A 21786-nucleotide genomic window follows, 5' to 3' on the forward strand; every position below is an offset into this window, starting at 1 on the left:
TATACTGCCCGTAGAACCCTGATGCGGATGTAAATGATGACCGAGCGCCTGTTTTTCACCCACGACCATCTGACTGCCGAGCTTGAAGTGCTGAGCTGCACGCCGCACGAAGGCCTGTTTGCCGTCACCTTGCAGTCGACTATTTTCCATCCCCAAGGCGGCGGGCAACCCTTTGATACCGGTTGGCTGGGCGACAGCCAGGTGCTGCGCGTGACTCAGGAGGCTGACCGTGTGGTGCACTACGTGGACCAGCCTGTGCAGCCCGGCCCGATCAGCGCACGGGTCGACGAACAACGCCGCGCCCTTTACACGCGCCTGCATTCGGCCGGGCACCTGATCGGCAATGCGGGGGAAAGCTTCGGTTGGATGCCGATCAAAGCCCACCATTGGCCCGGCGAATGCAAAATCACCTTTATCCGTGGCGAAATGGCCCAGGCCATCGACGCCGAGGCAATCCAGCAACAGGTCAACCAATGGATCGCCGCCGACTACCCGCGCCATATGACTCTGGAAGACGGCGCCCGCGAAGTGGGTTTCGGCGAACTGCCTGCCTACGCCTGCGGCGGCACCCATGTGCAAGCGTTGAGCGAACTGGGCCAGGTGACCATCCTGGCCTTGTCGGAGAAAAAAGGCGCGCTGTCGGTGCGTTACGAAATCAACTGACAGACCACGCGGCTTTTGTGGTCACCGGGCTTGTTGTGATGAGCAGGCTGTTGTGGCGAGCGGGCTTGGTGTGGCGAGCGGGCTTGCCCCGCGTTGGGCTGCGAAGCGGCCCTAATACAGTCACCGCGTTTTTTCAGGCAAACATAAGCGCCTGGTTTTGGGGCCGCTTCGCAGCCCAACGCGGGGCAAGCCCGCTCGCCACACCAAGCCTGCTCGCCACAAATCCCCCCGCGCTCGCCACATTGAGTATTTACAACCGACAAGTGCGCTAAACCGCAATCGCCCCCGCCCGCCCCGGCTCCACCACAAACGACTTGAGGGTCGACACCGTGGCGTTGGGATCGCGCGGGTCAGTTATCACCCGAAAGTTCGTCAGCATCTTCTGAGCCGCAAGCTCTACCGACACATACCCACGCTGGCGACTGTCGAAAAACTTCACATGCGGATTAAGCGGCAGGATCTTGCTGAACGCCTCAAAGGGCGGCCCGTCAGAGGTCACCGAACTGCCGACAAACTCAGTGGCGATCACTGGCGAATCCGGGTTGTTGGCGTCGGCATGCAGGTCGGTGGTCCAGAAGGAATGGATATCACCGCCCCAGAACACCGGGTTGCTGAGCTTGTGACGCTCGATGGACGCCAGCATCCGTGAACGGTTGGCCATGTAGCCGTCCCAGCCATCGGTCCAATGGCCGACCTTGTGGCTGGTCAGGTCGCGCTGGATCAAGGGCGCCACCAGCAAGTCCTGGGCGATCACATTCCACTGCGCCTGCGACTGGGCAAAGCCCTGGTCCAGCCAGGCCTCCTGCTGCCAGCCGAGCATGGTGCGACCGAGGTCGCGCAGGTCGCTGCAAGTGTTGGCGGCGATATGCCCCTGATGGCTGCCGTTGGCCTGGATGCAGGGTTGCTCGGAGCGATACTGGCGCCCATCCAGCACATGAAAACGCGCCAGGCGGCCGTAGTCCAGGCGCCGGTAAATACGCATGTCCGGCCCCTTCGGCACGCTGCTGGCGCGCAGCGGCATGTGCTCGTAATACGCCTGGTAGGCCGCCGCCCGCTGCTGGAGAAATTGCGCTACGGGAATCTTCGGGTCCTGGGACCAGCGGTTGGCGTAGTCATTCTGCACTTCGTGGTCATCCCAGGTCGCCACGCTGGGCGCTGCGGCGTGCAGCGCTTGCAGGTCCGGATCGGTTTTGTACAGCGCGTAGCGGTTGCGGTAGTCGCTCAAGCTCTTGGCGTTGCCGCTGCCATGGCACCGAATGACTTTTCCCGAGTCAGCGGCGTAAGAGCTGTCGTAAATGTAGTCCCCGAGAAAAAACACCAGGTCCGGCTGCTCCGCCGCCAGGTGACGATAGACGCTGAAGTAACCGCGCTCCCAATGCGAGCAGGAAACAAACCCCAGCCGAGCCGAGGCCATCGCCTGCCAGGGTGGCGTGGTACGAGCCTGGCCCACCGGGCTTTGCGCGCCGAGGCCCTCGAACTGGTACCAATACGGCCGGCCCGCCGCAAGCCCGGCCACTTCAACATGCACCGAATGGGCGAAACGCTCGGTCGCCATGACTTCGCCCTGCTTAACAATGCGCGTCATCGCCGCATCACTGGCCACCCGCCAGCGCACCGGCACCGCGCGCTTCAGCCCACCGCTGCCATCGGCTGCATTGAACAACGGCGCCAGGCGCGTCCAGATCACAAAACCATCCGGCAGCGGGTCGCCCGAGGCCACGCCGAGGGTGAACGGGTAATCCACCCCGGCACTGCGCGCAAACGGGCTGAGAATTGCAAACGCGGTAGCGACCGCCAGCCCGGTAAGGACTCGCCGCCTGCCATGGTCCACTGCGTCACTCACAACGCGCGCTCCCAGTCCTCACGCACGGTGGCAAAGCCCTGCAGGTCTTCGTACACGCCATTTTTGAGAAACGCCCGACGCAGGCAGCCTTCAAAGCGCAGGCCAATTTTTCCCCTGCGTTGCGGGATCGACAATTGAGGCAATGCAATGGACATACGCGGCAGCTCTTGAAGTAAATTCTTCCAGAGTGTACTGCCTTCGTGTCAATTGCATTACGTCATCAAAGTGCCCGGTTAAAACGCTGAAAGACGCGTCCTAGAGCCTTTAAAACGTCAATTAAAGTTAACCATTCGGTCATTTTTGGTTGTTAGCGTGTCGCCCCTAATTCAACGACGGGGTAACAGAATGAGAACCTGGGATGAACCCAAGAAACGCAAGGCACACATCGAGTTGATCCCCATGATCGACGTGATGATGTTCCTCCTGGTGTTTTTCGTACTGGTGAGTTTGAACGTGATTCCGGCACTCGGCATGAAGACCCAATTGCCCAGCGCCAGCAGCTCGCAGCAACTCAAGCCGCAGAATAAATTCATTCTGACCCTGGGCCTGCAAGGCCAACTGCAACTCGACGGCAAGGACCTCACGGTCGACGCTCTGGTGCCGACGCTGAAGGCCGCAGAAAAGCCTGATACCAAGTCGACCATCATCGTCAACAGCGACAAAGGTGTGGAGGTTTCGCGCCTGGTGGAAGTCATGGACACCCTGCGCCTGGGTGGCTTTACCTCCGTGTCCATTGCCACGCGTAAGTCTTGATCATGTATGTACTGTTTCGTGCGCGTCAGCTGCTGGGCAGTGTCCCGGCCCTGATCGCCCTGGTGCTGATTGCACTGGGTATCCAGTCCCAACCGTTGAAAATCCAGCCGCAGTACGACGAGTCGGCGGTCGAACTGGCCCTGGTCGAGCCCGAACCCGAAGTGGTTCCCGAGCCTGTGGTCGAGCAAGAGCCGCCACCGCCGGTGATCGAAGACGAAGAGGCCGAACCGGCCCCGCCGCCGCCACCGCCCAAGCCCTTGCCAAAACCTGAACCCAAGCCCAAGCCGGTGCCCAAACCCAAGCCCGTGGTGGCGGCCAAACCGACTCCGATTCCGACTCCAGCGCCAGTCGCAGCGGTTGCGGCCAAGCCGGTACAGGCCCCTGTCGCGCCGACACCTGCGCCGCCCGCGCCACCGGCACCGCCCAAAGTGGATGGCCAGGCACTGGAAGGCGGTTACCTCAAGGGGCTGCGCAACGAGCTGGACACTTACAAGCAATACCCCACCGGGCGCCAGGCGTCCCTCGAACGCCCCAGCGGTGAGGTGGTGGTGTGGTTGATGGTGGATCGACAAGGCCGCGTCCTTGATGCCGGGATCCAGACCCCGGCGCCGAGCATGCTGCTCAATCGGGCCGCTACCAATAGCCTGCGCCGCATCAAGCAGGTCAAGCCGTTCCCCGAACAAGCCTTCGGTGGACGTAACGAACAACGCTTCACCGCCACCTTCAACTACAGCGTGCAATAAGCACCGACACCAGGACGACAGTGATGAGGTTCACACGTATTCATCTGGCACTTGTTGCCGCGACAAGCATGACCCACGCAGTGGTCATGGCAGCTACCAGCGACAGTGACGTCGGCACCATCGGAGTTCAGGGAGGCAAGGCGACCGCGGGGGGCGGTTACATGGTCCAGGAAGAGAGCGCCAAGGGCCGCTCGACCATCACCAAGGAAGCGTTGGACAAACAAACCGCCACCGGCAACGCCATCGACAAGCTCAAATACACGCCGGGCCTGAACATCTCCAGTGAGGACAACACCGGTCTGTCGGGCTTTCGCTTCACCATGCGCGGCATGAACTCCGACCAGGTCGGTATGTCGGTGGATGGCATGCCGATCAACGACTCCGGCAACTACGCGCTGTATTCCAACTTATTGGGCGATCCGGAAAACATCGACCAGATCTTCGTCACCCAGGGCTCGTCGGAAGCCGACGGCCCGCACATCGGTTCCAGCGGCGGCAACATCGGTATCGTGACCATTCGCCCCACCAAGGAAACCGGTGCGTTCGTCAAACAAGTGGTGGGCAGCAACGCCACCCGCAAGACCTTCGCGCGCCTGAACACCGGTGAAGTCAACGGCCTCTCCAACTGGCTGTCGGCTTCCCACACCGAAGGCCAGATGTGGCGCGGCTCGGGCGCGGTGCGTGCGGACAAGGTGGAGTGGAACAGCTTTTTCGACGCCGGCAACGGCAACACCGCCAACCTGATCCTCAAGTACCACGAGCAGGACAACAACAGTTACAGCCAACTGACCAAGGCGCAGTTCCAGCAGTTCGGCCGCAAGTATGACCCCTACCCGGCCAAGCCGGCGCTGGGCTCCAACGGCAAGATCAGCAGCTATTACGACCTGGCACAAAACCCGTTCCAGACCTTCACCGCCGTGCTCAACACTCAGTACAAGCTGAGCGATAATCTGTCGCTCTCGGTGATCCCGTATTACTACTACGGCAACGGCAGTGGCGTGGGCTCCTCCGCCTATGCACTCAACAGCGGCTCCAACAAAGGCGGCGTGTTCGACCTTGGCAACCTGCCGACGCAGGCCCAATACAACGCCGACGGCTCCGCGACGACGGGCGTCTACTACCGCCCTTCGCGCACCCAGACCTGGCGTCCGGGCATCACCACCAAGCTGAACTGGGACTTGGGCGACCACAGCCTGCAATTCGGCTACTGGTACGAACGCGCCCGCCAAAGCCAGACCCAACCGTTCATTGCCCTCAAAAACAGCGGCAAGCCCAGCGACACCTGGCCGGACGCCAGCTCCGTGGTCGACGCCAACGGCAACACCGTACAAGGTCGCGACCGCTACACCGTGACGCCGGCGCAAAAAGTCTGGGCCCAGGACACCTGGTACATCAACTCGGACTGGACCCTGATCGCCGGCCTTGCCTACATGAATGTCGAGCGTGAGGGCACCAACCACGGCAGCCTCACCGAGCAACCGGGCAAGGCCAACCAGACCTACAACAAGCTGCTGCCCAACGCCGGTCTGAAATACCAGCTCGACGAGCGTGACCAGTTGTTCTACAGCCTCTCGCGCAACATGCGTATCCCGCAGAACTACGTGTTGTACGACAAAGGCGTGGGCTCGCTGGACTCCAAGCCGGAACTGAGCTGGAACCAGGAATTGGGCTGGCGCTACACCGGCGAAGACATGACCCTCGCCGCGACCCTGTTCTACATGCAGTTCAAGAACCGCCAGCTCACGTCCCTGGACAGCAACGGCGATTCGGCCGACATCAACGCCGGCACCGTGATCAACAAAGGCCTGGAACTGGAGTGGAGCGGCAAGCTGCCGCACAACTTCAACTACTACACCTCCTACACCTACACCAGCTCCAAGCAGCAGGATGACCTGACCGTCTTCAGCGCCGGCAAACCGATCGTATTGCCCACCAGCGGCAAGCAGTTCGCCAACGTACCGGCCAACATGCTGGCAGCCAACATCGGCTACGACGACGGGCGTTTCTACGGCACCTTCGGCGGCAAGTTCACCAGCAAGCTCTACGGCGACCTGACCAACGACGAGGCCATCTCGGCACGCACCGTTTTCAACCTCGGCGCCGGTATCTACCTGCCCGTGGACAAAAAAGTGGTCAAGGACGCCACCCTGCGCCTGAACGTCGACAACCTGTTTGACAAGAAGTACCTGGACGGCGTGTACACCACCAAGACCAACGCGGCGAGCTACAGCGGTTTCCGCGATGGCGACCCGGCTTACATCGTCGGCCTGGACCGTACCGTCACGGTTTCCCTGGAAGCGAATTTCTGATTAATCACCTGAGAGGAACACACTCATGGACATGGACCTGCTGCACCAGATCACCTTTTATGTGATGTACGCCGCGATGGCGATCGCGATCTTCATCACCATCGAACGGGGCATCTACTTCGCCTATGTGCGCCGCCAGGCCCGCGCCTTGACCGACGTGCTGGGCGCCAACGTACACAGCGAGCGCGACCTGCCGCAAAGCCTCACCCGCCGCGACAGCCTGCCGCTGAACATGGTGCTGCCGATCCTGGCGCAGAAGGCCTCCAACGGCTCGCGCAAGGACCTGGACGATGAAATCGAAACCCAGTACCTCAAGACCCGCGCGCCGCTGTCGCGCAGCCTGTGGATCATCGAGACCATCACCACCGCCGCGCCATTGCTGGGCCTGCTGGGCACCATCCTCGGCATCATCGACACCTTCAAGGCGCTGGCCAGTGCCGGCGTGTCCGACCCGGGCCAGATCTCCGGTGGTATCGGCACGGCCTTGTTTGCCACCGGCCTGGGTATCGCCATTGCGCTGTTCTGCGTGGTGTTCCACAACTTTTTCCAGGACAGCCTGGAGCGCATCAACGACCAGCTGAAAATCCTGCTGATCCGCGCGGCGACCGGCGCCCGTGTTCAGGGTGAAGTGCCGCACCTGGTACCGACGCCGTTGCACACCCGCACGGCATGACCTTCAGGGCGGGCGCGTGATGCGCCCGCCTTTCTTTTTGCCCGATGAGACGCTTATGTCCCTCTCGATGAAGTTGCGTATCGCCGGCCTGACCGGCCTTCTGTTGAGTCCGCTAGCCCAGGCGGACTTTTCAATTCCAGGGTTTGAACTGGTACACACCGTGCCGGTGGACACCGCGCTGGGCACTGCCGACCTGCGCCAGCCGGGGCCGGTGTGGATCGAGTTGTTTGATGGCGCCAAAAGCAGCATTGATATCGGCCAGTTCTACGCCGCCGACCATCCCGGTTCGGTGATGGACAAGGTGATCGAGCATCTGGAAGCTGCCGGCAAACGGGGTGTGAAGATTCGCTTTCTGCTGGAGGAAAAAGGCATTCGGCTGTCGCAGGCGTCTACCCTGGAACGCTTGCGGGCGATTCCCAACCTGACCTTTCGCGTGCTGGCCTATGGGCAGTTGAGCGGCGGGATCATCCACGCCAAATACATGGTGGTGGACGGCAAGCAGGCGTTTGTCGGCAGTCAGAATTTCGATTGGCGCTCGCTGGAGCATATCCACGAGACCGGCTTGCGCATCAGCGATGCCACGGTAGTCAGCCAGGTGCAGGCCATCTTCAACCAGGACTGGCAAGCCCAGGCCGCCTTGGCGGATAAGCAACCGGTGCCACTGCCCGCTGCGGGCCAGGCACCTGCGCGCACCGGTAACTATCTGGTGGCCAGCCCGCAACGCTACAACCCGCCCGGCGTGGGCGACTCACAACTGGAACTGCCGCGCCTGCTGAGCGAAGCCAAGAAAGAAGTGCGCGTGCAATTGCTCGACTATGCACCGCTGTCCTACGGGCCGGACAAAACCCGCCCCTACTACGCAGTGATCGACAACGCCGTGCGCGCTGCCGCTGCGCGTGGGGTGTCGGTCAAGCTGATGGTGTCCAACTGGAACACCGACAAGCTGGAACTGCCCTACCTCAAAAGCCTGGCCGTGCTGCCCAACGTCGAGGTCAAGATCGTCACCCTGCCTGCCGCCAAACAAGGGTTTATTCCCTATGCGCGGGTGATCCACAGCAAGACCCTGGAGATCGACGGGCAAGTGGCCTGGGTAGGCACCAGCAATTGGCTGGGCGGGTATCTGGATAACTCGCGCAATTTGGAGGTGGTGATGCATGACGCGGCGATGGCCAAGCGCATTGGCGAGCTGCACGAGCAGTTGTGGGATGGGCCGTATGCCAAGGCATTGGACGTGATGGCGCAGTATCCGGAGCCGCATCCGGGCAAGCCTTGAGCGCCCGTTACTTCACTGTAATCCCCTGTGTGTGGGAGCTGGGCAACCCTGATACTTGAGTAGGATATTTCCCTGGCCGAGGCTCCCTACCCCGGCCTTGGTGATGGTAGTGTGTGGAAATGTTTCTGACAGATCGATCAGAAACCTCTTACTCACCGCCTGCAAAGGAATGCCTTTAGTCATGCACTTTCCACTCAAGAAACGGCTGGCTGCCACCCTGTTCGCCGCCAGCTTCGTGGCCGTCGCCACGCCTGCGTCCGCCACTATCAGCGCCGAACAAAGCACAGCCATCATCAAGCACTTTGGCGAAACCCCGGCCGCCGATTTCCGTGGTTTCCTAGCCACACTGGCCAAGAGCGACCTGGCAAAAACCGACGACGTCGGCCCGGCCATTACAGCCTTCCTCGCCAACAAACCCCTGAGCGCCGACCAACAGAACGAAATCAACCGCCTGCTGGGAATTTACACCCGCGTGAAGTACGGCAAGGCCGCCCTGGAAACCCTGCGCGAGCTGGTCGAGATCCCAACTTTCAACATCGACGGCCTGCCGCAGTACAAGAACCCCGAATTCCTCAAGATCGCCGACAAGATCCAGGGCCTGGCCAAAGCCTTCAACCTGAACTTCCGTAACGTCGACAACCGCGTGTACGAAATCTCCCTGCAAGGCAGCGGCGATGAAGTCGTCGGCATTCACGCCCACGCCGACGTGGTGCCGGTGACCCCGGAAAACTGGGTACTCAAGGACGGCACCCGACTTGACCCGTTCAAAGTCACGCTGATCGGCGACCGCATGTACGGCCGTGGCACCGAGGATGACAAGAACGGCATCGTAGTAACGATGTATGCGATGAAGGTCATCAAGGAAGAAAAACTGCCACTGGCGCGCAACTTCAAGCTGCTGGTGGACACCACCGAGGAAACGTCCGGGGACGCCATCCCGTACTACTTCGAGCGTAACCCTACGCCGCAATACAACCTGGCGCTCGATGGCGGCTACCCGGTGGTGATTGCCGAGAAAGGCTACGGCACCGTCATGGCAAGCTTCCCGTTGCGCAAAGGTGACGGCAAAGGTGCACAAATCATCTCGATGACCGGCGGCGCGGCCACCAATCAGATTCCTTCCGTGTCAGTGGCTACTTTAGTCGGTGATAAACCCGCCGAGCTGGCGGCCAGCCTGCAACAAGCCGGTGATGAATATGCCAGGCAGCACGGTGGCGACTTCACAGTGGCGGCCAAGGTGGTGGGCACAGAGGTCAAGCTGACGGTCACCGGTGTATCCGCGCACTCGTCCAAGCCGGAAACCGGCGTCAACCCGGTCGCACGCATGCTGGAGCTGATCCACAGCGTCGACGGCAAGATCGCCCTCAGGCACAACCACATCACCGACGCTGCGCAGTACGCCGCCGACAACTGGGGCCTGGATTACCTGGGCGGCAAGCTGGGCGTGGGCTTCTCCGATGCGTTCATGGGGCCCCTGACCACTTCGCTGACCTTTGTCGGCCAAGACGATAAAGCCTTCAAACTGGCAGTGAACCTGCGCATTCCCAAGGGCAAGTCGCCGGAAAAACTCAAGGCAGAGATCGAAGAGAAAATCAGCGCCTGGGACAAGCGCACCCAGGTGGCCATGAGCGTCACCTACTCGGTAGCCGAGCCGATGTACCGCAACCCGGAAGGTGAGTGGGTCAAAGCTCTGTTGGCCGTGGCCAGCGAAAACCTCGGCATGGAGCACAAATTCGGCGCCTCAGCCGGTGCGACCTCCGTGCATGAGCTGCCCAATGGCGTGCAATTCGGCCTGGCGAAGCCGGGCGTGAAGTACACCGGGCACACCGACGGTGAGTTCAAGACCGTCGAGCAGTTCCTGCTGGACCTGCAGATCGTCACGGAAATGATCGGCCGTGTGGGGCAACTGCCGAAGCTCTGACAGGCGAAGGGATAAACCATAACGCCGATCAATCGTGATCGGCGTTGTGGTTAACCAGGTCTTGCTTGCGGCCTAAAACATATCCATCGCATTGCACAGCTTGGCCTTCTGCACCGCCACATTCTCCGGTTTCCCCGTCGGGTTCAGGCGCTGCAAAGCAATCAGGCACTGGCCACCGTCCAGCAGGATCAGTTCGTAATCTTGCCCGGCCATGGGGGTGAAGTGAAAGCTTTGCCTGCAGCTATAAGAATTGCCGCCGGAAACATAGCCCTCGCTCTGGAAGTTCATGGCAAAAGGCGTGTTCGCCGGCACCTTCAGTTCGCTACGCGCCGAGCCTTGCGCCTCCACCCGGCGGTTGCTCTCGGGCATGCCCAGGCTGCGGCCATTATTCTGACCCGCAAAGCCGGATTCGGACACGGCCATCACCCCGGCGCCAGGCACACGCCAGTCGATGCAGTCACGGCCCGGCACGCCGCGCGCCATGCCATTGGTGATCACACGCAAGCGTGCGGTATCCCCTGAGGTGGGTTCAACATAGGCCGTGTTGTAAGCACGGATATTGGAAATATTGCCGCAGCCACTCACGGCCAGGGCCAGGCCTGCTACCAGAAACACTCGCATGGAAATCCTTTTTTTGAGGCTTAACGGCAGTGATAAGGGCTTTCGCTGCGCAGTTCCTCGCCGGTCCGGGCATCGCGAATGATGACCGTCGCCCCCGGCGCATTGAGGCAGAACGCATTGCGTATGGGGTAAATGTTATGGCCCTCGGCGGTGAAGGTGCCAAGCTTGGTTAACGGCGCGCCGGAGGCGTCCTGAGCCGTTACGGTGTATTCACCCGACATGGTCAGGCAGCCGCTCAGTGAGAGCAGCAAGGTGGCGCAGATTGCATATTTCACAGGTGATGTCCCTATCGCATAGAAATAATTGCCTTGATTGGCAATGGCTGTATGAGCCGACTGCGCCCATATAGTTCAGGGAAACTCGGGAAACCTCCTGCATAACACCTGGAGTGCCTCAGCCCTTCAAGCTTCAAGCATCAGGATATCTTCAAAGAACCCGCCAACCGGCTCGGTGGGGTGGCAGAGCTGGATCTCCAGCACCCACACCATTTCACTTGGCGTGATCTCAAGCGCGGCCAATTCCTGGTTGCCGAACAAAGCGTGGGGGAAATCCGCAATACGGTGGCCTGCCAGGTTACGGGACAGCAGCCAGCCCTTGGAAACGGCCCGCGCCTCGGCAAAGTCATACAGCTCACAGCCAGTCATACCACGCTTCCACGCCTCGCGGGTTTCATCGAAGACTTCATGCACGGCCTTGAAGCAATCGCGGTGCAGCGGCGCCTCGCCAAAAATGAAAGTATCGCCGTAGTCACCTTCGTAGCCGTCCCACACCGGGCCGAGGTCGACCACCACGATATCGCTGGCACGCAGCGTGCGCAGGGGGTCAATGCCTTCTCTCGGTGGACGAACCGTGTCGTCGCCAAACCGGATGTACGTCGGGTGCCAGGTGTGGGAGGCGCCCATGGCCTGCAATTGCTCGGCGGCCATGTCGAGGGCTGCTCCGGTGGTCATGCCGACTTTAAGGTGGCTGGCAATCGCCGCCAGGGCGCGGATGGTTTTTTCACGGGCGGCGAGCATGCCGTCCAGCGAATACCTCGGGCCGACTTTTTCCCAGGTGTCATCCAGAGTCTTGAGCAGCGTGTCGGCGCTCGATCGGCCACTGGGCACAAAGGCTTCGGCGATAAAACGATGGCTGGGCAAACCCGCTTCCAGGCACTCGGCACGCGTCTGGCTGATCATGCCGCCGTTGCCGCAGGCATACACCTGCGCCGCTTCCCAGCGGTGCCCGTGGCTGAGCGCGACTTCCTGCACCTTGCCCTGGGAAGCCAATACCGGGTGCCAGTGAAAACGCGGGTGGTCGAGTACCGCCTGGTCGAGGAATGCACGGTCGTAAAAATCCGTTGCCTGCGCGCCGCCCCAGTAAAACGTCACGTCCACATCCCGCTTCAAGGCGGTCAGCAGGATCGGCTTGATACCCGCGTAGCCGGTGCCGGTGGCGAACAGCACGACCGGCGCCGCGTCATCGTCCTGCCAGGTGCAGGCACCAAAAGGCCCTTCCAGTTGCAACAGATCGCCGGCCTCCAGGCTGCCCAGCAGGGTCTCGGAAAACAGCCCACCGCTCACCCGGCGAATCTGAAACACCAGGCGCCCATCGCCTTCGGCCGGCAGGTTGGCGATCGAGAAGCACCGCGAATCACCATCGACCAGGCGGACCTTGAGGTACTGGCCCGCCCTCACGGCCAACGGCATATCCGGCATCAGCACCAACTCGATGATGTCGGCGCTCAATGCGCGCTTGCTCAGCACCGTGGCTTCGACGACCAGCGCGGGCGTGTCCAGCGACCAGCCGGGAATTTCCAGGCGCATGTCGGCGCAGGCATGGCTCTGGCACAGCAGCATTTCATTGGCCGCCAACGGGTAGCTGGGCGCGGGTGCGCCTGGGGCCAGTTGCCTGGCGCGGTATTCACCTTGGGTGACCACCACCTTGCACGACCCACAGGCACCGCGTCGGCACGAAAACGGCACCGACAAACCGCTGGCGAGCATGGCGTCCAGCAGCAGCTCGTCACCGGCTTCAAAGGTTTTCCCCGAGGGAGAGAGTTCGATTACATGGCGTGTGTTCATAAAGACCTCGGAGTGAGTGAGGCCTGATTGTTGCGCTAGACTAGGCCCATTAAAACCTCCAGTTTTGGATACTTCAGATGGTCCAGATGCGTAAATGGCGCCCCCTGCTCAAGCTTGATGACGGCACAAGCCAAGCCTCCTATCGCAAGATTGCCGAAGGCCTCGTCGCGGCCATCCTCGAAGGGCGGCTGCCGCCCGGCACATTGCTGCCGGGCACGCGGGAGATGGCGCAGTTGCTCGACGTCAACCGCAAGACCGTGATCCTGGCCTATGAAGAAGCCCTGACCAAAGGCTGGCTGATCAGCGAGCCGCGGCGCGGGACATTCGTCAATGCGCAGCTGGCACCCAAGCCCGCACCCCGTCACACCAAGCCGTCCTTCGCCCCGGCACTAATGCCGCAGGCTGTCGTGCCCTACTTCAGCGAGAACGCCCAGGTGATTGCCCTGGAGCATCGCCATGACGCGCTGTTTTTCGATAACGGCGCGTGCGATCACCGCTTGTTGCCGCAAGCCGTGCTGCATCGCTACTACCGCAACGCCTTGCGCAGCAGCTTTACCACCAACACGGTGCGCTACGGCAGCGAAGGCACCGGCTATTACCTGCGCTGCGCGCTGGCCGACATGTTGCGCAACAATCGCGGGCTGATGATCAGTGCCGAGAACATCTGCCTGACGCCAGGCACCCAGGTGTCGCTGTACCTCACCGCCAGCCTGCTGATCCAACCCGGTGACGTGGTGTTGGTGGAGCGCCTGAGTTACCCGCCGGCGTGGGAGATTTTTCGCAAACTCGGCGCGCGCTTGATCACCGTCGACATGGACGATGAAGGCTGCCGCACCGACCATATCGAGCAACTCTGCCAAGCGCATAAGGTGCGCATGATCTACCTCACACCGCACCATCAATTCCCCACCACCGTAAGCCTGCATGCGGCACGTCGGCAACAGTTGCTGGCCTTGGCGGCGCTGCACGATTTTTGTGTGATCGAAGAAGACTACGACCACGAGTATCACTTCAACGGGCGGCCCTACTTGCCACTGGCCAGTGACAGCGCGCAACGCCATGTGATCTATATAGGCTCGTTATCCAAGGCATTGGGATCGACATTTCGCTGCAGCTATGTGGTGGCGCCGGCCAATGTGATTGAAGTGCTGCAACAGAGCGCCGCACTGGTGGTCGGCGACACCGACGCCGTCGCGCAAAAGATGTTGGCGGACCTGATCAACGAGGGTGAATTAAAGAAGCACTTGCGCCGTGTTTCGAAAGAATACGCCGCGCGCCGGGAGCTGTTGCAAAGCTGCCTGCACGAGGCGTTCGGCGAGCGTATCAACGTGCGCACGCCCGAGGGCGGGCTGGCGCTCTGGGTACGTTTCCAGGATGAGACCGATGTTGATCGGTTAGTGGAGAATGCCCTGGGCCAGGGCGTTGTGGTGCGCAGTGCGCGTCAGTTTTCGCCTGCGGGCTTGGCGGAGAACGCGTTGCGGCTGGGGTTTGCTTCGCTCAATCGTGATGAGATACGCCAAGGCACATTGCGCTTGGCGCGGGCCATGAAGAGCGGTTGAAAGCCGACCTGATCACTGAAGCTGCCCACAGAAAAGCAGGTGCCGATCCGGATCCAAACGCAGTGGCACTCAAAGAGGCAGCATCAAACGAGACCGCTCTTGCACCCGAGCCAACTCGGGAAACTCCAGCAGCAACGCACGGTTACCCCTGCCGATATGCTCCATGACCGCCCGTGTAACGTGTTCACGCACCCTCCCGGTCGAGACGTAATACATGGCCCAGGCTTGCTCCGGCGTACAGTGACCGATCTGTTCCTCAATCTCCTTGTACGCCTGGTAGTCGTCCGATTTCACATCGCACGGGTCATCACGTCGGGCCATGATTTATCTCCCTCTCTGGGATCTCTGCGAAAGCTCCAGGGCGTTGCTCAGCCCGTCACGTACCGCTCCTGACCTTGGTCCACACACGCGTGCGGATACGCTCGAGTTTCAACGGCAACGGCTCAAGTGGCACCAGCGTGGCGATGGTTTCTTTGGACGGGTAAATCCACGGGTTATCACGCAACTTCTGCTCAACCAGCGCAGTGGCGTCCTTGTTGGCATTCGGGTACAGCGTGTGGTTGGAGCTCTTGGCAATCACCTTGGGCTCAAGCATGTAATTGATAAATGCCAAGCCGGCCTTGGCGTTGGGTGCATCCTTGAGCAACACAAAGTTTTCCGACCAGACCAGCCCACCCTCGCGCGGCAAGCTGTAGGCAATCTTGCGGCCAGTGTGGTTTTTCTCATTGATGGCCTGGGCTGTCAGTGCCCCACTCGCCCAGCCCACGACCACACAGATATTGCCATCGGCAAAGTCGGCGTCGGTTCGGGAGGAGTCGAAGTAGAGCACGTAAGGGCGGATTTTCAGCAGCAGCGCCTGGGCCTTCTGGTAGTCCTCGGGGTTCTGGCTGTTGCTCGGCAGGCCAAGGTAATGCAAGGCGATGGAGATGATTTCACTCGGCGAGTCGAGCATCGCCAAGCCGCAGGACTTGAGCTTGCTGATGTTTTCTTCTTTGAAGATCAAGTCCCAGCTGTCCACCGGGGCGTTGTCTCCCAGTGCGGCCTTGACCTTATCCACGTCATAGCCGATACCGGTGGTGCCCCACAGGTACGGAATCGCATATTGGTTACCCGGATCGTTAATGGCGAGCAAGGCCAGCATTTGCGGGTCGATATGCGCATAGTTGCTCAGTTGGTTGCGGTCCAGCGGGGCCAGCACACCCGCCTGGATCAGGCTTGGCAACACGTTGGAGGTGGCGACAACGACGTCATACCCGGTGCGCCCGGCCATGGCCTTGCTTTGCATGACCTCGGCACTGTCGAAGGTATCGATGTGCATCTTGGTGCCGGTTTTTTGCTCGAATGCCTTCGGCGTTTCTGGCGCGATCAACCCGAACCAGTTGTACAGGTTAACCTGGGGTTCTGCCGCCGCTGCGGGCGTGCTGGCCCCCGCACAGACAAGCGAGGCTAAAAAAAGGGCTCGCAAATGTGATTTATTCATATAACTATCCTTGTCAAAAACGACAGGCCTTCATGGCCATCAACGCTGGTGGGTGAATATACCCGGCGTCGTCGAATAGTAAACACCTACAAATACTTAGCGCAGCCCCCTGAATCCCTAACCCTAAAGGGGCAGTCCATGTCACTCGACCTTCACAACCTCGCCTGGCACCGGTCGGCCGGCAAGCTGATCATGGAGCTGAACCGCCCAGCCTTCTGGAGCTCGCTGGTTCGCGTCTTGAACGAGTATGTGCAGATCGACAATTGGGGGGGCCTGGTGTTCAGCAACCAGCAAGTCAATGTCGTCAGCGTGACCGAGGTAGCGGATGCCGACGAAGTGGATGCCCTGACGCAACTGTATGTAAAAGGCCTTTATCTGCTGGACCCGTTTTACATTGCCAACCGTGAAAACCCGCAGAGCGGTTTTTTCCATCTGTCAGACATTGCTCCCGAGCACTTCCTGACCACCGAGTATTACCATCAGTATTTCGCCCGGTACGTGCCCGTCGATGAGGTGCAATACAACGTCCAGCTCGATGCGGATCGAACCCTGTGTATTTCATTTGGCAGTAATACGCGCTACACCCCGGAGCAGATCACCACGCGCGCGAAGGACGTGCTCAAGTTGTTGCTCAGTGGTTTCTCCAATAAAGAGATCGCCGGCAAACTGGCGCTGTGGACCGAAACCATCAAGGTGCACCGGCGCAATATTTACAACAAGCTCAACATCAAGTCGCAGTCCGAACTGTTTTCGCGTTTTTTTCATGCCCAAACAGGAGGTTAACGCCCTCAATTAGACGAACGACCCCCTACCCTGCCTGGAAGCCCTCAACGGCGACCTAGCCGTTCGGTCAGTTACCGGGTTTTACACCTTTGCGTACTCTTTCCCTTGATCTCTATCGGAGAAGTCGTGATGCCCTTGATCAGCGATGTAGAACACGCTTGCACACGTCTGGCCCCGGCAGGATGGCGTGACCTGCTGCTGCATCACGGCCTGGACATCACCTCGACAAGCCTGCGTGAAGAACTCGCCAGGCCTCTGCAGATTGATCGCACCCAGGCAGGCTTTGAGGATTTTTCCGGCGATGCCACACGCGGCATAGAGCCTGGGCGCCCGGCCGACAGCCTGTTGTTTCATGCATTCGCCTCGCCCAATGTGGTCAGCGGGGTCAACGGTGAAACGCTCACGGCCTTCCCCACAGCCGCTGAAATCGAGCACATCCTCAATTATGTCTACGGCGCCACTCCCCCGACCCTGGCGGCTTTGCAGCAACGAGCCGGTGAGGCGCCACTGGCGATTGCAGTGTTTGCCTATGAATACCGGCCCTACGCCGAAACCGTGCACAGCCGTCAGGCGGACCTGTGTTTTTCACGCACCGGGGTGGCCCGGGTCGGTACAGCGAACGCACTGTATAACCCGCAGCAACGAGGCTTTTTGCCCTTTGTCGAAGGCCAGCCGAATCAGATGCGGGTGATACCGGCGCGCTACGGCGCGTTCATCGCTGCCCGGCACACCGGCCAACCGACGCGGTTTGGCCCAATGGATGCTCAACCTATCGATGAGGACCTGGAGTTCTGGGTGCCCCTGCACAAAGTGTTCGATGGCAACGAGTGCCTGGCCGGAATGGACCTGACCGTGCAGCTGGAAAGCCACCAGATCAATGAAAAAATCGCACAGATCCATCGGCGCTTTCCCGATACCGGCTGGCAAGAGCCTGACATTCTCAACGCGCCTTTCGTCATCACCGAGGGCTTGTGCCATTGGGCGAATACCGATGAGTTCGCGCCGGGGCTGTTGGTACCCGACGCCAAAGAAGCACTGGTGGAACTGGCCTATTACCAAGACCGTCCGCTGTCGTTCATGATGCCGCCAAATACCGGCGGGTTGGTGCATGGGCGCCATCATTTGCGCGACGACGGTTCGATCGAAGACCTCAACCAGCGTGAGGATGTCGACGCCATCGTCAAGGCGGGCGGCTACCGAGCCCTGCATTATCAGGATGCCATGGCCGACGGCTGGGTACAGGCCCACTGCCCTGCGCTGGAACTGGCAAGCATTGCCGCCTACTCCATCATCGGTGCGCCGGATTTTTTTCCGTTGTGCGGGCAGCGGGAACTCAAGCGATGGTCCAGTGACCCTGGCGTTTTCCCTTGCCCTGCGCCGCCCTGTCCAGAGGTTTGGCATACGCGGGTGAACCCACTGTCCGACGTGCGTTTTTTTATCAATCAAGCCCTTGCCGGTGGGTACTTCGCCCCTGAAGACCGTGGCGTCACCGCCATCGTCTCCCACCCACAATTTTCCACAACACCCGGCGCGGCCCTGCCTGTGCAGCGTGCTCAACGACAATCCTGGCTGCCGGATTTCGCCAGCGGGGTCTTTGGGCCGGGCTGGGAGGTGGGCCGGGGCCTGGTAGACGCTCCGTTTACGAACATGCTGTGCGGTTATCAGTTAGCCAGCCCGTTTACTGAGGATGCACGCATCTGTGCGGCACTCGGCTCGTACTGGCCGGGGTGGCGCCGGACTCCACCCGCAGCTTTGAACCGCGCAATGTTTCAGCCACGGTCATTCCGCTGACAGACAGCGAAATCGGCCTGGGCGACAGCCCTGCCTGGGATGGTCGCGCCGGTCCCACCATGATTGAATCCCAGGGGCGCCCAGTGGTGCAGTACGGTGCTTATGAATACAGCGACTACACGCAGGCCGCATTGGAGGGGCAACTGTCGCTGGCCATCACCGGGCAGACCAGTACCGCGCAGTACCACCAGAGAGTGCTGGGGATGCGCCGTGCTTATCAGGCCGTAGGTGCCGGGTCAGACAAAGAACAGAGAAAACGCTGGCCGTTGCTGTCGTTTTACCCAGTGCGGTTACCAGACGAAGCTTTCGAAATGGCACAGCAAGAAGCGGGCGTGCGACTAAAGGGCGAGGTGCATTATTACAGGCTGTTCAAATACGGCGAGACCTCCATACCCGCTCACGATTTCAAGCTGCGTCACGTGGAGATAGAGCAAGACATCGAGCTGTACATGGGCGAGGACGCTGTGCTTATTCGCCAAGACGGTGCAGCTTGGCAGCAACGCGATGAATCACTTTGATGTCATTGTCGTGGGCGCCGGCCCAGCCGGGTGTGCCACAGCAATTGGCTGCGCGCAGAGGGGGCTGCGAGTCGCGCTGCTGGAGCAGACCCGCTTCCCCAGATACAGGCCCGGAGAAACACTGCATCCAGGCGTTGAGCCCCTGCTGCAGCAACTGCAGGTCAGCCTCCAGAACTGCCCACGTCACCTTGGTCATTGGGTGCATTGGGATGGCCCGCCTCGTTTCAACGCCTTCAGCACGGGGCGCGCTATTGCCTGGCAAGGCTTCCAGGTTTCGCGCGCGTTGCTTGACCAACAATTGCTGGAGCGGGCACAAGCCCTGGGTGTGCAGGTCACGTACCTCAGACATACCAGCCGAGCGCTGCTGCAACACGGTCGTGTGCAAGGTGTTCGTGCGGGCACCATGCAATGGACGGGCAAGTTCGTGGTAGACGCCACGGGACGGCACCACTGGTTGCAACGTCAATTGCAGATACCCTGGCGGCGTTTCTCACCGCGCTTGATCGCGCGGTTCGGATACTGCGAAGACAACAGTCTTACAGACGACAAAATGGGCTTGTTCGCCCACCCACACGGCTGGCACTGGATTGCTCGTATCAGCCGTACATGCCTGCACTGGACCCAACTGGCGTTTACCCAAGAAGGCCAGCAACCCTTGATTCCAACGGTATTACAGCGCTGTAAGGCAATCGGTCAGGTCCGCGGTGCGGACGTGTCGTGGAGGGTGTGCCGCACTACGGCCGGGCCTGGTTTCTTTTTAGTCGGTGACGCGGCAGCAACACTGGACCCTTGCGCCTCCCATGGCGTGATCAAGGCATTAATGTCCGGCCTGCAAACAGCCTGCGCGATTGTCGAATGCCTGTTTTGGCCGGCCGGCGAAGCAACCGTACAAGCGGCCTACCAGGCCTGGGTACAAAAAACAGTGCAGCGTGACGTACTCGCCCTGCGCGATTTCTATCGTGCCCATCCTTATCCGCCAGCCTGGCTCTAAAGGCAGGCTTACCCCGCAGCGCCCAGAAACGGCAGCGCCAGGTACAGCTTGATCACCACCGCATTGGTAATGTCGATAAAGAACGCCCCCACCATCGGCACCACCAGAAACGCAATCGGCGAAGGCCCGAAACGCTGCGTGACCGCCTGCATATTGGCAATGGCGGTCGGCGTGGCACCCAAGCCAAAACCGCAGTGCCCCGCCGCCAGTACAGCCGCGTCGTAGTTGCGGCCCATGACCCGGAACGTCACGAAGATGGCGAACAGGGCCATCAGTAATGCCTGGGCCGCCAACAGAATCACTATCGGCAAAGCCAGCGCTGCCAAGTCCCATAGCTTGAGCGACATCAGCGCAATCGCCAGGAACAACGACAAGCTGACATTACCCAGCAGCGACACTTCACGCTCAAACACCTGATGCCAGCCCAGCGCCGACAAGCCGTTGCGCAATACCACGCCCACAAACAGCACGCATACAAACGTCGGCAACTCGAAAGCCGTGCCTTTAATAAAGCCATACAGGAAGGTGCCGACCTGCAAGCTGACCGCCAATAACGCCAGGGTCTCGATAAATGAAAACGAGGTGATCATGCGTTCCTGGTTGGGCTGCTCAAAGCCTTTGGGCTGAGGTGGTAGCGCCAGCTCAACGCCAGGCACCTGCACACGTTTGATCAGCAAACGTGCAACCGGACCACCAATCAGCCCACCCAGCACCAAGCCAAACGTCGCCGAGGCAATCGCCAGTTCGGACGCCGAAGCCACGCCATATTTTTCGCTGAACACCGCGCCCCAGGCCGCGCCGGTGCCGTGCCCGCCGGACAGGGTAACGGAGCCTGCCAACAGCCCCATCAACGGGTCGAGCCCCAGCGCCTTGGCCAGGGCAATGCCCATGGCATTTTGCACCACCAGCAGGGCCGTCACGACCAGCAGGAAGATGCCGAGGATGCGCCCGCCTTTCTTCAGGCTGGCAAAGTCTGCATTCAGGCCGATGGTGGCAAAGAACGCCAGCATCAAAGGGGCCTGCAATGAAGCGTCGAATCGAACTTCGATGTCCGTCAATACGCGCAGCAATAGCAGCAATGCAGCCACCAATAAGCCGCCGACCACCGGTTCCGGAATACTGTAGGCGCGTAAAAAGCCAATGCGGGCGACCAGCCAGCGCCCCAACAGCAGCACCAGAGAGGCGGCGACCAGGGTTGAGTAAAAATCGAGTTGGAACATCTGGGCAGTTCTCCGAAGTGAACAGACACACTGGGCTGGTCAGAGTAGAGACAGCAGCACCAGCACACACCCACCCGCGATTAACTACGGACTATTCCCATACACTTAACAACAAGGCCTACACAGTTGAGATGTTCACTCGCTGCAAAACCTTTAGAAAAACTAAAAGTGATGGAAACGGGTGAGTTTTTGTCGCCGGCAGAGCCGCTCTTGACCGGCCTGCTGCTGGACAGCCTGGGCTGGAACTATGTGTTCATTTTCCCGGCCATTGGCTCTTTCACCAGCTTCGTGCTCTTGCTGACCGTTGCCGAGCCTATTCCCCACCCAGCACACGCCAGGCACTGTCACCAGGCGCCACGTAAAGCATTCACCGTGAGCAGCACTGTCGACTCAGAGCGTATATCGATCGGCAAAACGCTGTGGTTAGGCCTGTTTCTGACCCGGCGGATTAAATTCAGCGCAAACAAAAACGCCGATCATTGCTGATCGGCGTTTTTGTTGAATATGGAGCGGGAAACGAGACTCGAACTCGCGACCCCGACCTTGGCAAGGTCGTGCTCTACCAACTGAGCTATTCCCGCA

Annotated in this window: 19 protein-coding genes, 1 tRNA gene and 2 pseudogenes; 13 read left to right on the forward strand and 9 right to left on the reverse strand. The window is 60.3% G+C overall.

The features are described 5' to 3' along the window. The first annotated feature begins 36 nt into the window (after positions 1-36). A complete protein-coding gene (locus AOA59_RS01425) occupies positions 37-663 on the forward strand; it encodes a hypothetical protein (protein WP_099485611.1) in 627 nt (208 codons plus the stop codon). A 268-nt stretch (positions 664-931) separates the two neighbouring features. Here the strand turns inward: AOA59_RS01425 and AOA59_RS01430 are convergent, their stop codons facing one another. Next, positions 932-2506 (reverse strand): alkaline phosphatase, encoded by a 1575-nt coding sequence (locus tag AOA59_RS01430; RefSeq protein ID WP_099485586.1) that lies wholly within the window; start codon positions 2504-2506, stop codon positions 932-934. Then, positions 2503-2616: pseudogene (locus tag AOA59_RS01435) on the reverse strand (GNAT family N-acetyltransferase); the annotation flags it as partial. The gene AOA59_RS01430 and the pseudogene AOA59_RS01435, both read right to left, overlap by 4 nt. Before the next feature lie 235 nt (positions 2617-2851). On the opposite strand from AOA59_RS01435, the gene AOA59_RS01440 reads away from it, so the two are divergent. From AOA59_RS01440 to AOA59_RS01465, 6 genes are all read left to right on the forward strand, one after another. Next, complete coding sequence (locus tag AOA59_RS01440) at positions 2852-3259, forward strand: biopolymer transporter ExbD (RefSeq protein ID WP_056859640.1); 408 nt, start codon at positions 2852-2854, stop codon at positions 3257-3259. Between the two features lie 2 nt (positions 3260-3261). Continuing rightward, complete coding sequence (locus AOA59_RS01445; RefSeq protein WP_099485588.1) at positions 3262-4002, forward strand: energy transducer TonB; 741 nt, start codon at positions 3262-3264, stop codon at positions 4000-4002. 23 nt (positions 4003-4025) lie between these two features. Continuing rightward, a complete protein-coding gene (locus tag AOA59_RS01450; RefSeq protein WP_099485590.1) occupies positions 4026-6311 on the forward strand; it encodes a TonB-dependent receptor in 2286 nt (761 codons plus the stop codon). 25 nt (positions 6312-6336) lie between these two features. Then, the gene (locus AOA59_RS01455; RefSeq protein WP_069788768.1) at positions 6337-6984 is read left to right on the forward strand and encodes a MotA/TolQ/ExbB proton channel family protein; all 648 of its coding nucleotides are present in this window, start codon (positions 6337-6339) and stop codon (positions 6982-6984) included. A 55-nt stretch (positions 6985-7039) separates the two neighbouring features. Continuing rightward, a complete protein-coding gene (locus tag AOA59_RS01460) occupies positions 7040-8257 on the forward strand; it encodes a phospholipase D-like domain-containing protein (RefSeq protein WP_099485592.1) in 1218 nt (405 codons plus the stop codon). 181 nt (positions 8258-8438) lie between these two features. Continuing rightward, on the forward strand, positions 8439-10178 hold the full coding sequence (locus AOA59_RS01465) for a dipeptidase (protein WP_099485594.1): 1740 nt from the start codon (positions 8439-8441) through the stop codon (positions 10176-10178). Between the two features lie 72 nt (positions 10179-10250). Here the strand turns inward: AOA59_RS01465 and AOA59_RS01470 are convergent, their stop codons facing one another. From AOA59_RS01470 to AOA59_RS01480, 3 genes are all read right to left on the reverse strand, one after another. Further along, positions 10251-10799: a hypothetical protein gene (locus tag AOA59_RS01470; RefSeq protein ID WP_065931701.1), complete on the reverse strand. Its 549-nt coding sequence runs from the start codon at positions 10797-10799 to the stop codon at positions 10251-10253. Positions 10800-10819: 20 nt separating this feature from the next. Beyond that, positions 10820-11074: a hypothetical protein gene (locus tag AOA59_RS01475; protein ID WP_065931700.1), complete on the reverse strand. Its 255-nt coding sequence runs from the start codon at positions 11072-11074 to the stop codon at positions 10820-10822. Between the two features lie 126 nt (positions 11075-11200). After that, entirely contained in the window at positions 11201-12862 is a 1662-nt protein-coding gene (locus AOA59_RS01480) for an NAD(P)H dependent flavin oxidoreductase family protein (RefSeq protein ID WP_099485596.1), read from the reverse strand. A gap of 77 nt (positions 12863-12939) precedes the next feature. On the opposite strand from AOA59_RS01480, the gene AOA59_RS01485 reads away from it, so the two are divergent. Beyond that, on the forward strand, positions 12940-14421 hold the full coding sequence (locus tag AOA59_RS01485) for a PLP-dependent aminotransferase family protein (protein WP_099485598.1): 1482 nt from the start codon (positions 12940-12942) through the stop codon (positions 14419-14421). 69 nt (positions 14422-14490) lie between these two features. Here AOA59_RS01485 and AOA59_RS01490 read toward each other — a convergent pair whose 3' ends face one another. After that, positions 14491-14742, reverse strand: coding sequence for a hypothetical protein (locus AOA59_RS01490; protein WP_099485600.1), 252 nt, complete (start codon positions 14740-14742; stop codon positions 14491-14493). A gap of 55 nt (positions 14743-14797) precedes the next feature. Continuing rightward, on the reverse strand, positions 14798-15901 hold the full coding sequence (locus tag AOA59_RS01495) for a polyamine ABC transporter substrate-binding protein (protein ID WP_099485601.1): 1104 nt from the start codon (positions 15899-15901) through the stop codon (positions 14798-14800). A 138-nt stretch (positions 15902-16039) separates the two neighbouring features. Here AOA59_RS01495 and AOA59_RS01500 point away from each other — a divergent pair. From AOA59_RS01500 to AOA59_RS01510, 4 genes and pseudogenes are all read left to right on the forward strand, one after another. Continuing rightward, positions 16040-16697 (forward strand): annotated as a pseudogene (locus AOA59_RS01500) (LuxR C-terminal-related transcriptional regulator). Positions 16698-16813: 116 nt separating this feature from the next. Beyond that, positions 16814-18475 (forward strand): hypothetical protein, encoded by a 1662-nt coding sequence (locus AOA59_RS01505; protein WP_256593016.1) that lies wholly within the window; start codon positions 16814-16816, stop codon positions 18473-18475. Positions 18476-18534: 59 nt separating this feature from the next. Next, positions 18535-18993, forward strand: coding sequence for a hypothetical protein (locus AOA59_RS33075; RefSeq protein ID WP_256593017.1), 459 nt, complete (start codon positions 18535-18537; stop codon positions 18991-18993). Further along, the gene (locus AOA59_RS01510; RefSeq protein WP_099485605.1) at positions 18980-19984 is read left to right on the forward strand and encodes an NAD(P)/FAD-dependent oxidoreductase; all 1005 of its coding nucleotides are present in this window, start codon (positions 18980-18982) and stop codon (positions 19982-19984) included. The genes AOA59_RS33075 and AOA59_RS01510 overlap by 14 nt, the downstream gene beginning before the upstream one ends. Before the next feature lie 8 nt (positions 19985-19992). On the opposite strand, the gene gltS is transcribed toward AOA59_RS01510, so the two are convergent. Then, positions 19993-21204 carry a sodium/glutamate symporter gene (gltS, locus tag AOA59_RS01515; RefSeq protein ID WP_099485607.1) on the reverse strand — a complete coding sequence of 404 codons (1212 nt, stop codon included), beginning with the start codon at positions 21202-21204 and terminating at the stop codon, positions 19993-19995. Positions 21205-21414: 210 nt separating this feature from the next. Between gltS and AOA59_RS33420 the strand changes: the two genes are divergently transcribed. After that, complete coding sequence (locus AOA59_RS33420) at positions 21415-21690, forward strand: hypothetical protein (RefSeq protein WP_178076226.1); 276 nt, start codon at positions 21415-21417, stop codon at positions 21688-21690. A gap of 19 nt (positions 21691-21709) precedes the next feature. On the opposite strand, the gene AOA59_RS01525 is transcribed toward AOA59_RS33420, so the two are convergent. Continuing rightward, positions 21710-21785, reverse strand: a tRNA-Gly gene (locus AOA59_RS01525). Position 21786 lies beyond the last annotated feature (1 nt).

Source organism: Pseudomonas sp. 2822-15 (assembly GCF_002742515.1).
Taxonomy (GTDB): domain Bacteria; phylum Pseudomonadota; class Gammaproteobacteria; order Pseudomonadales; family Pseudomonadaceae; genus Aquipseudomonas; species Aquipseudomonas salomonii.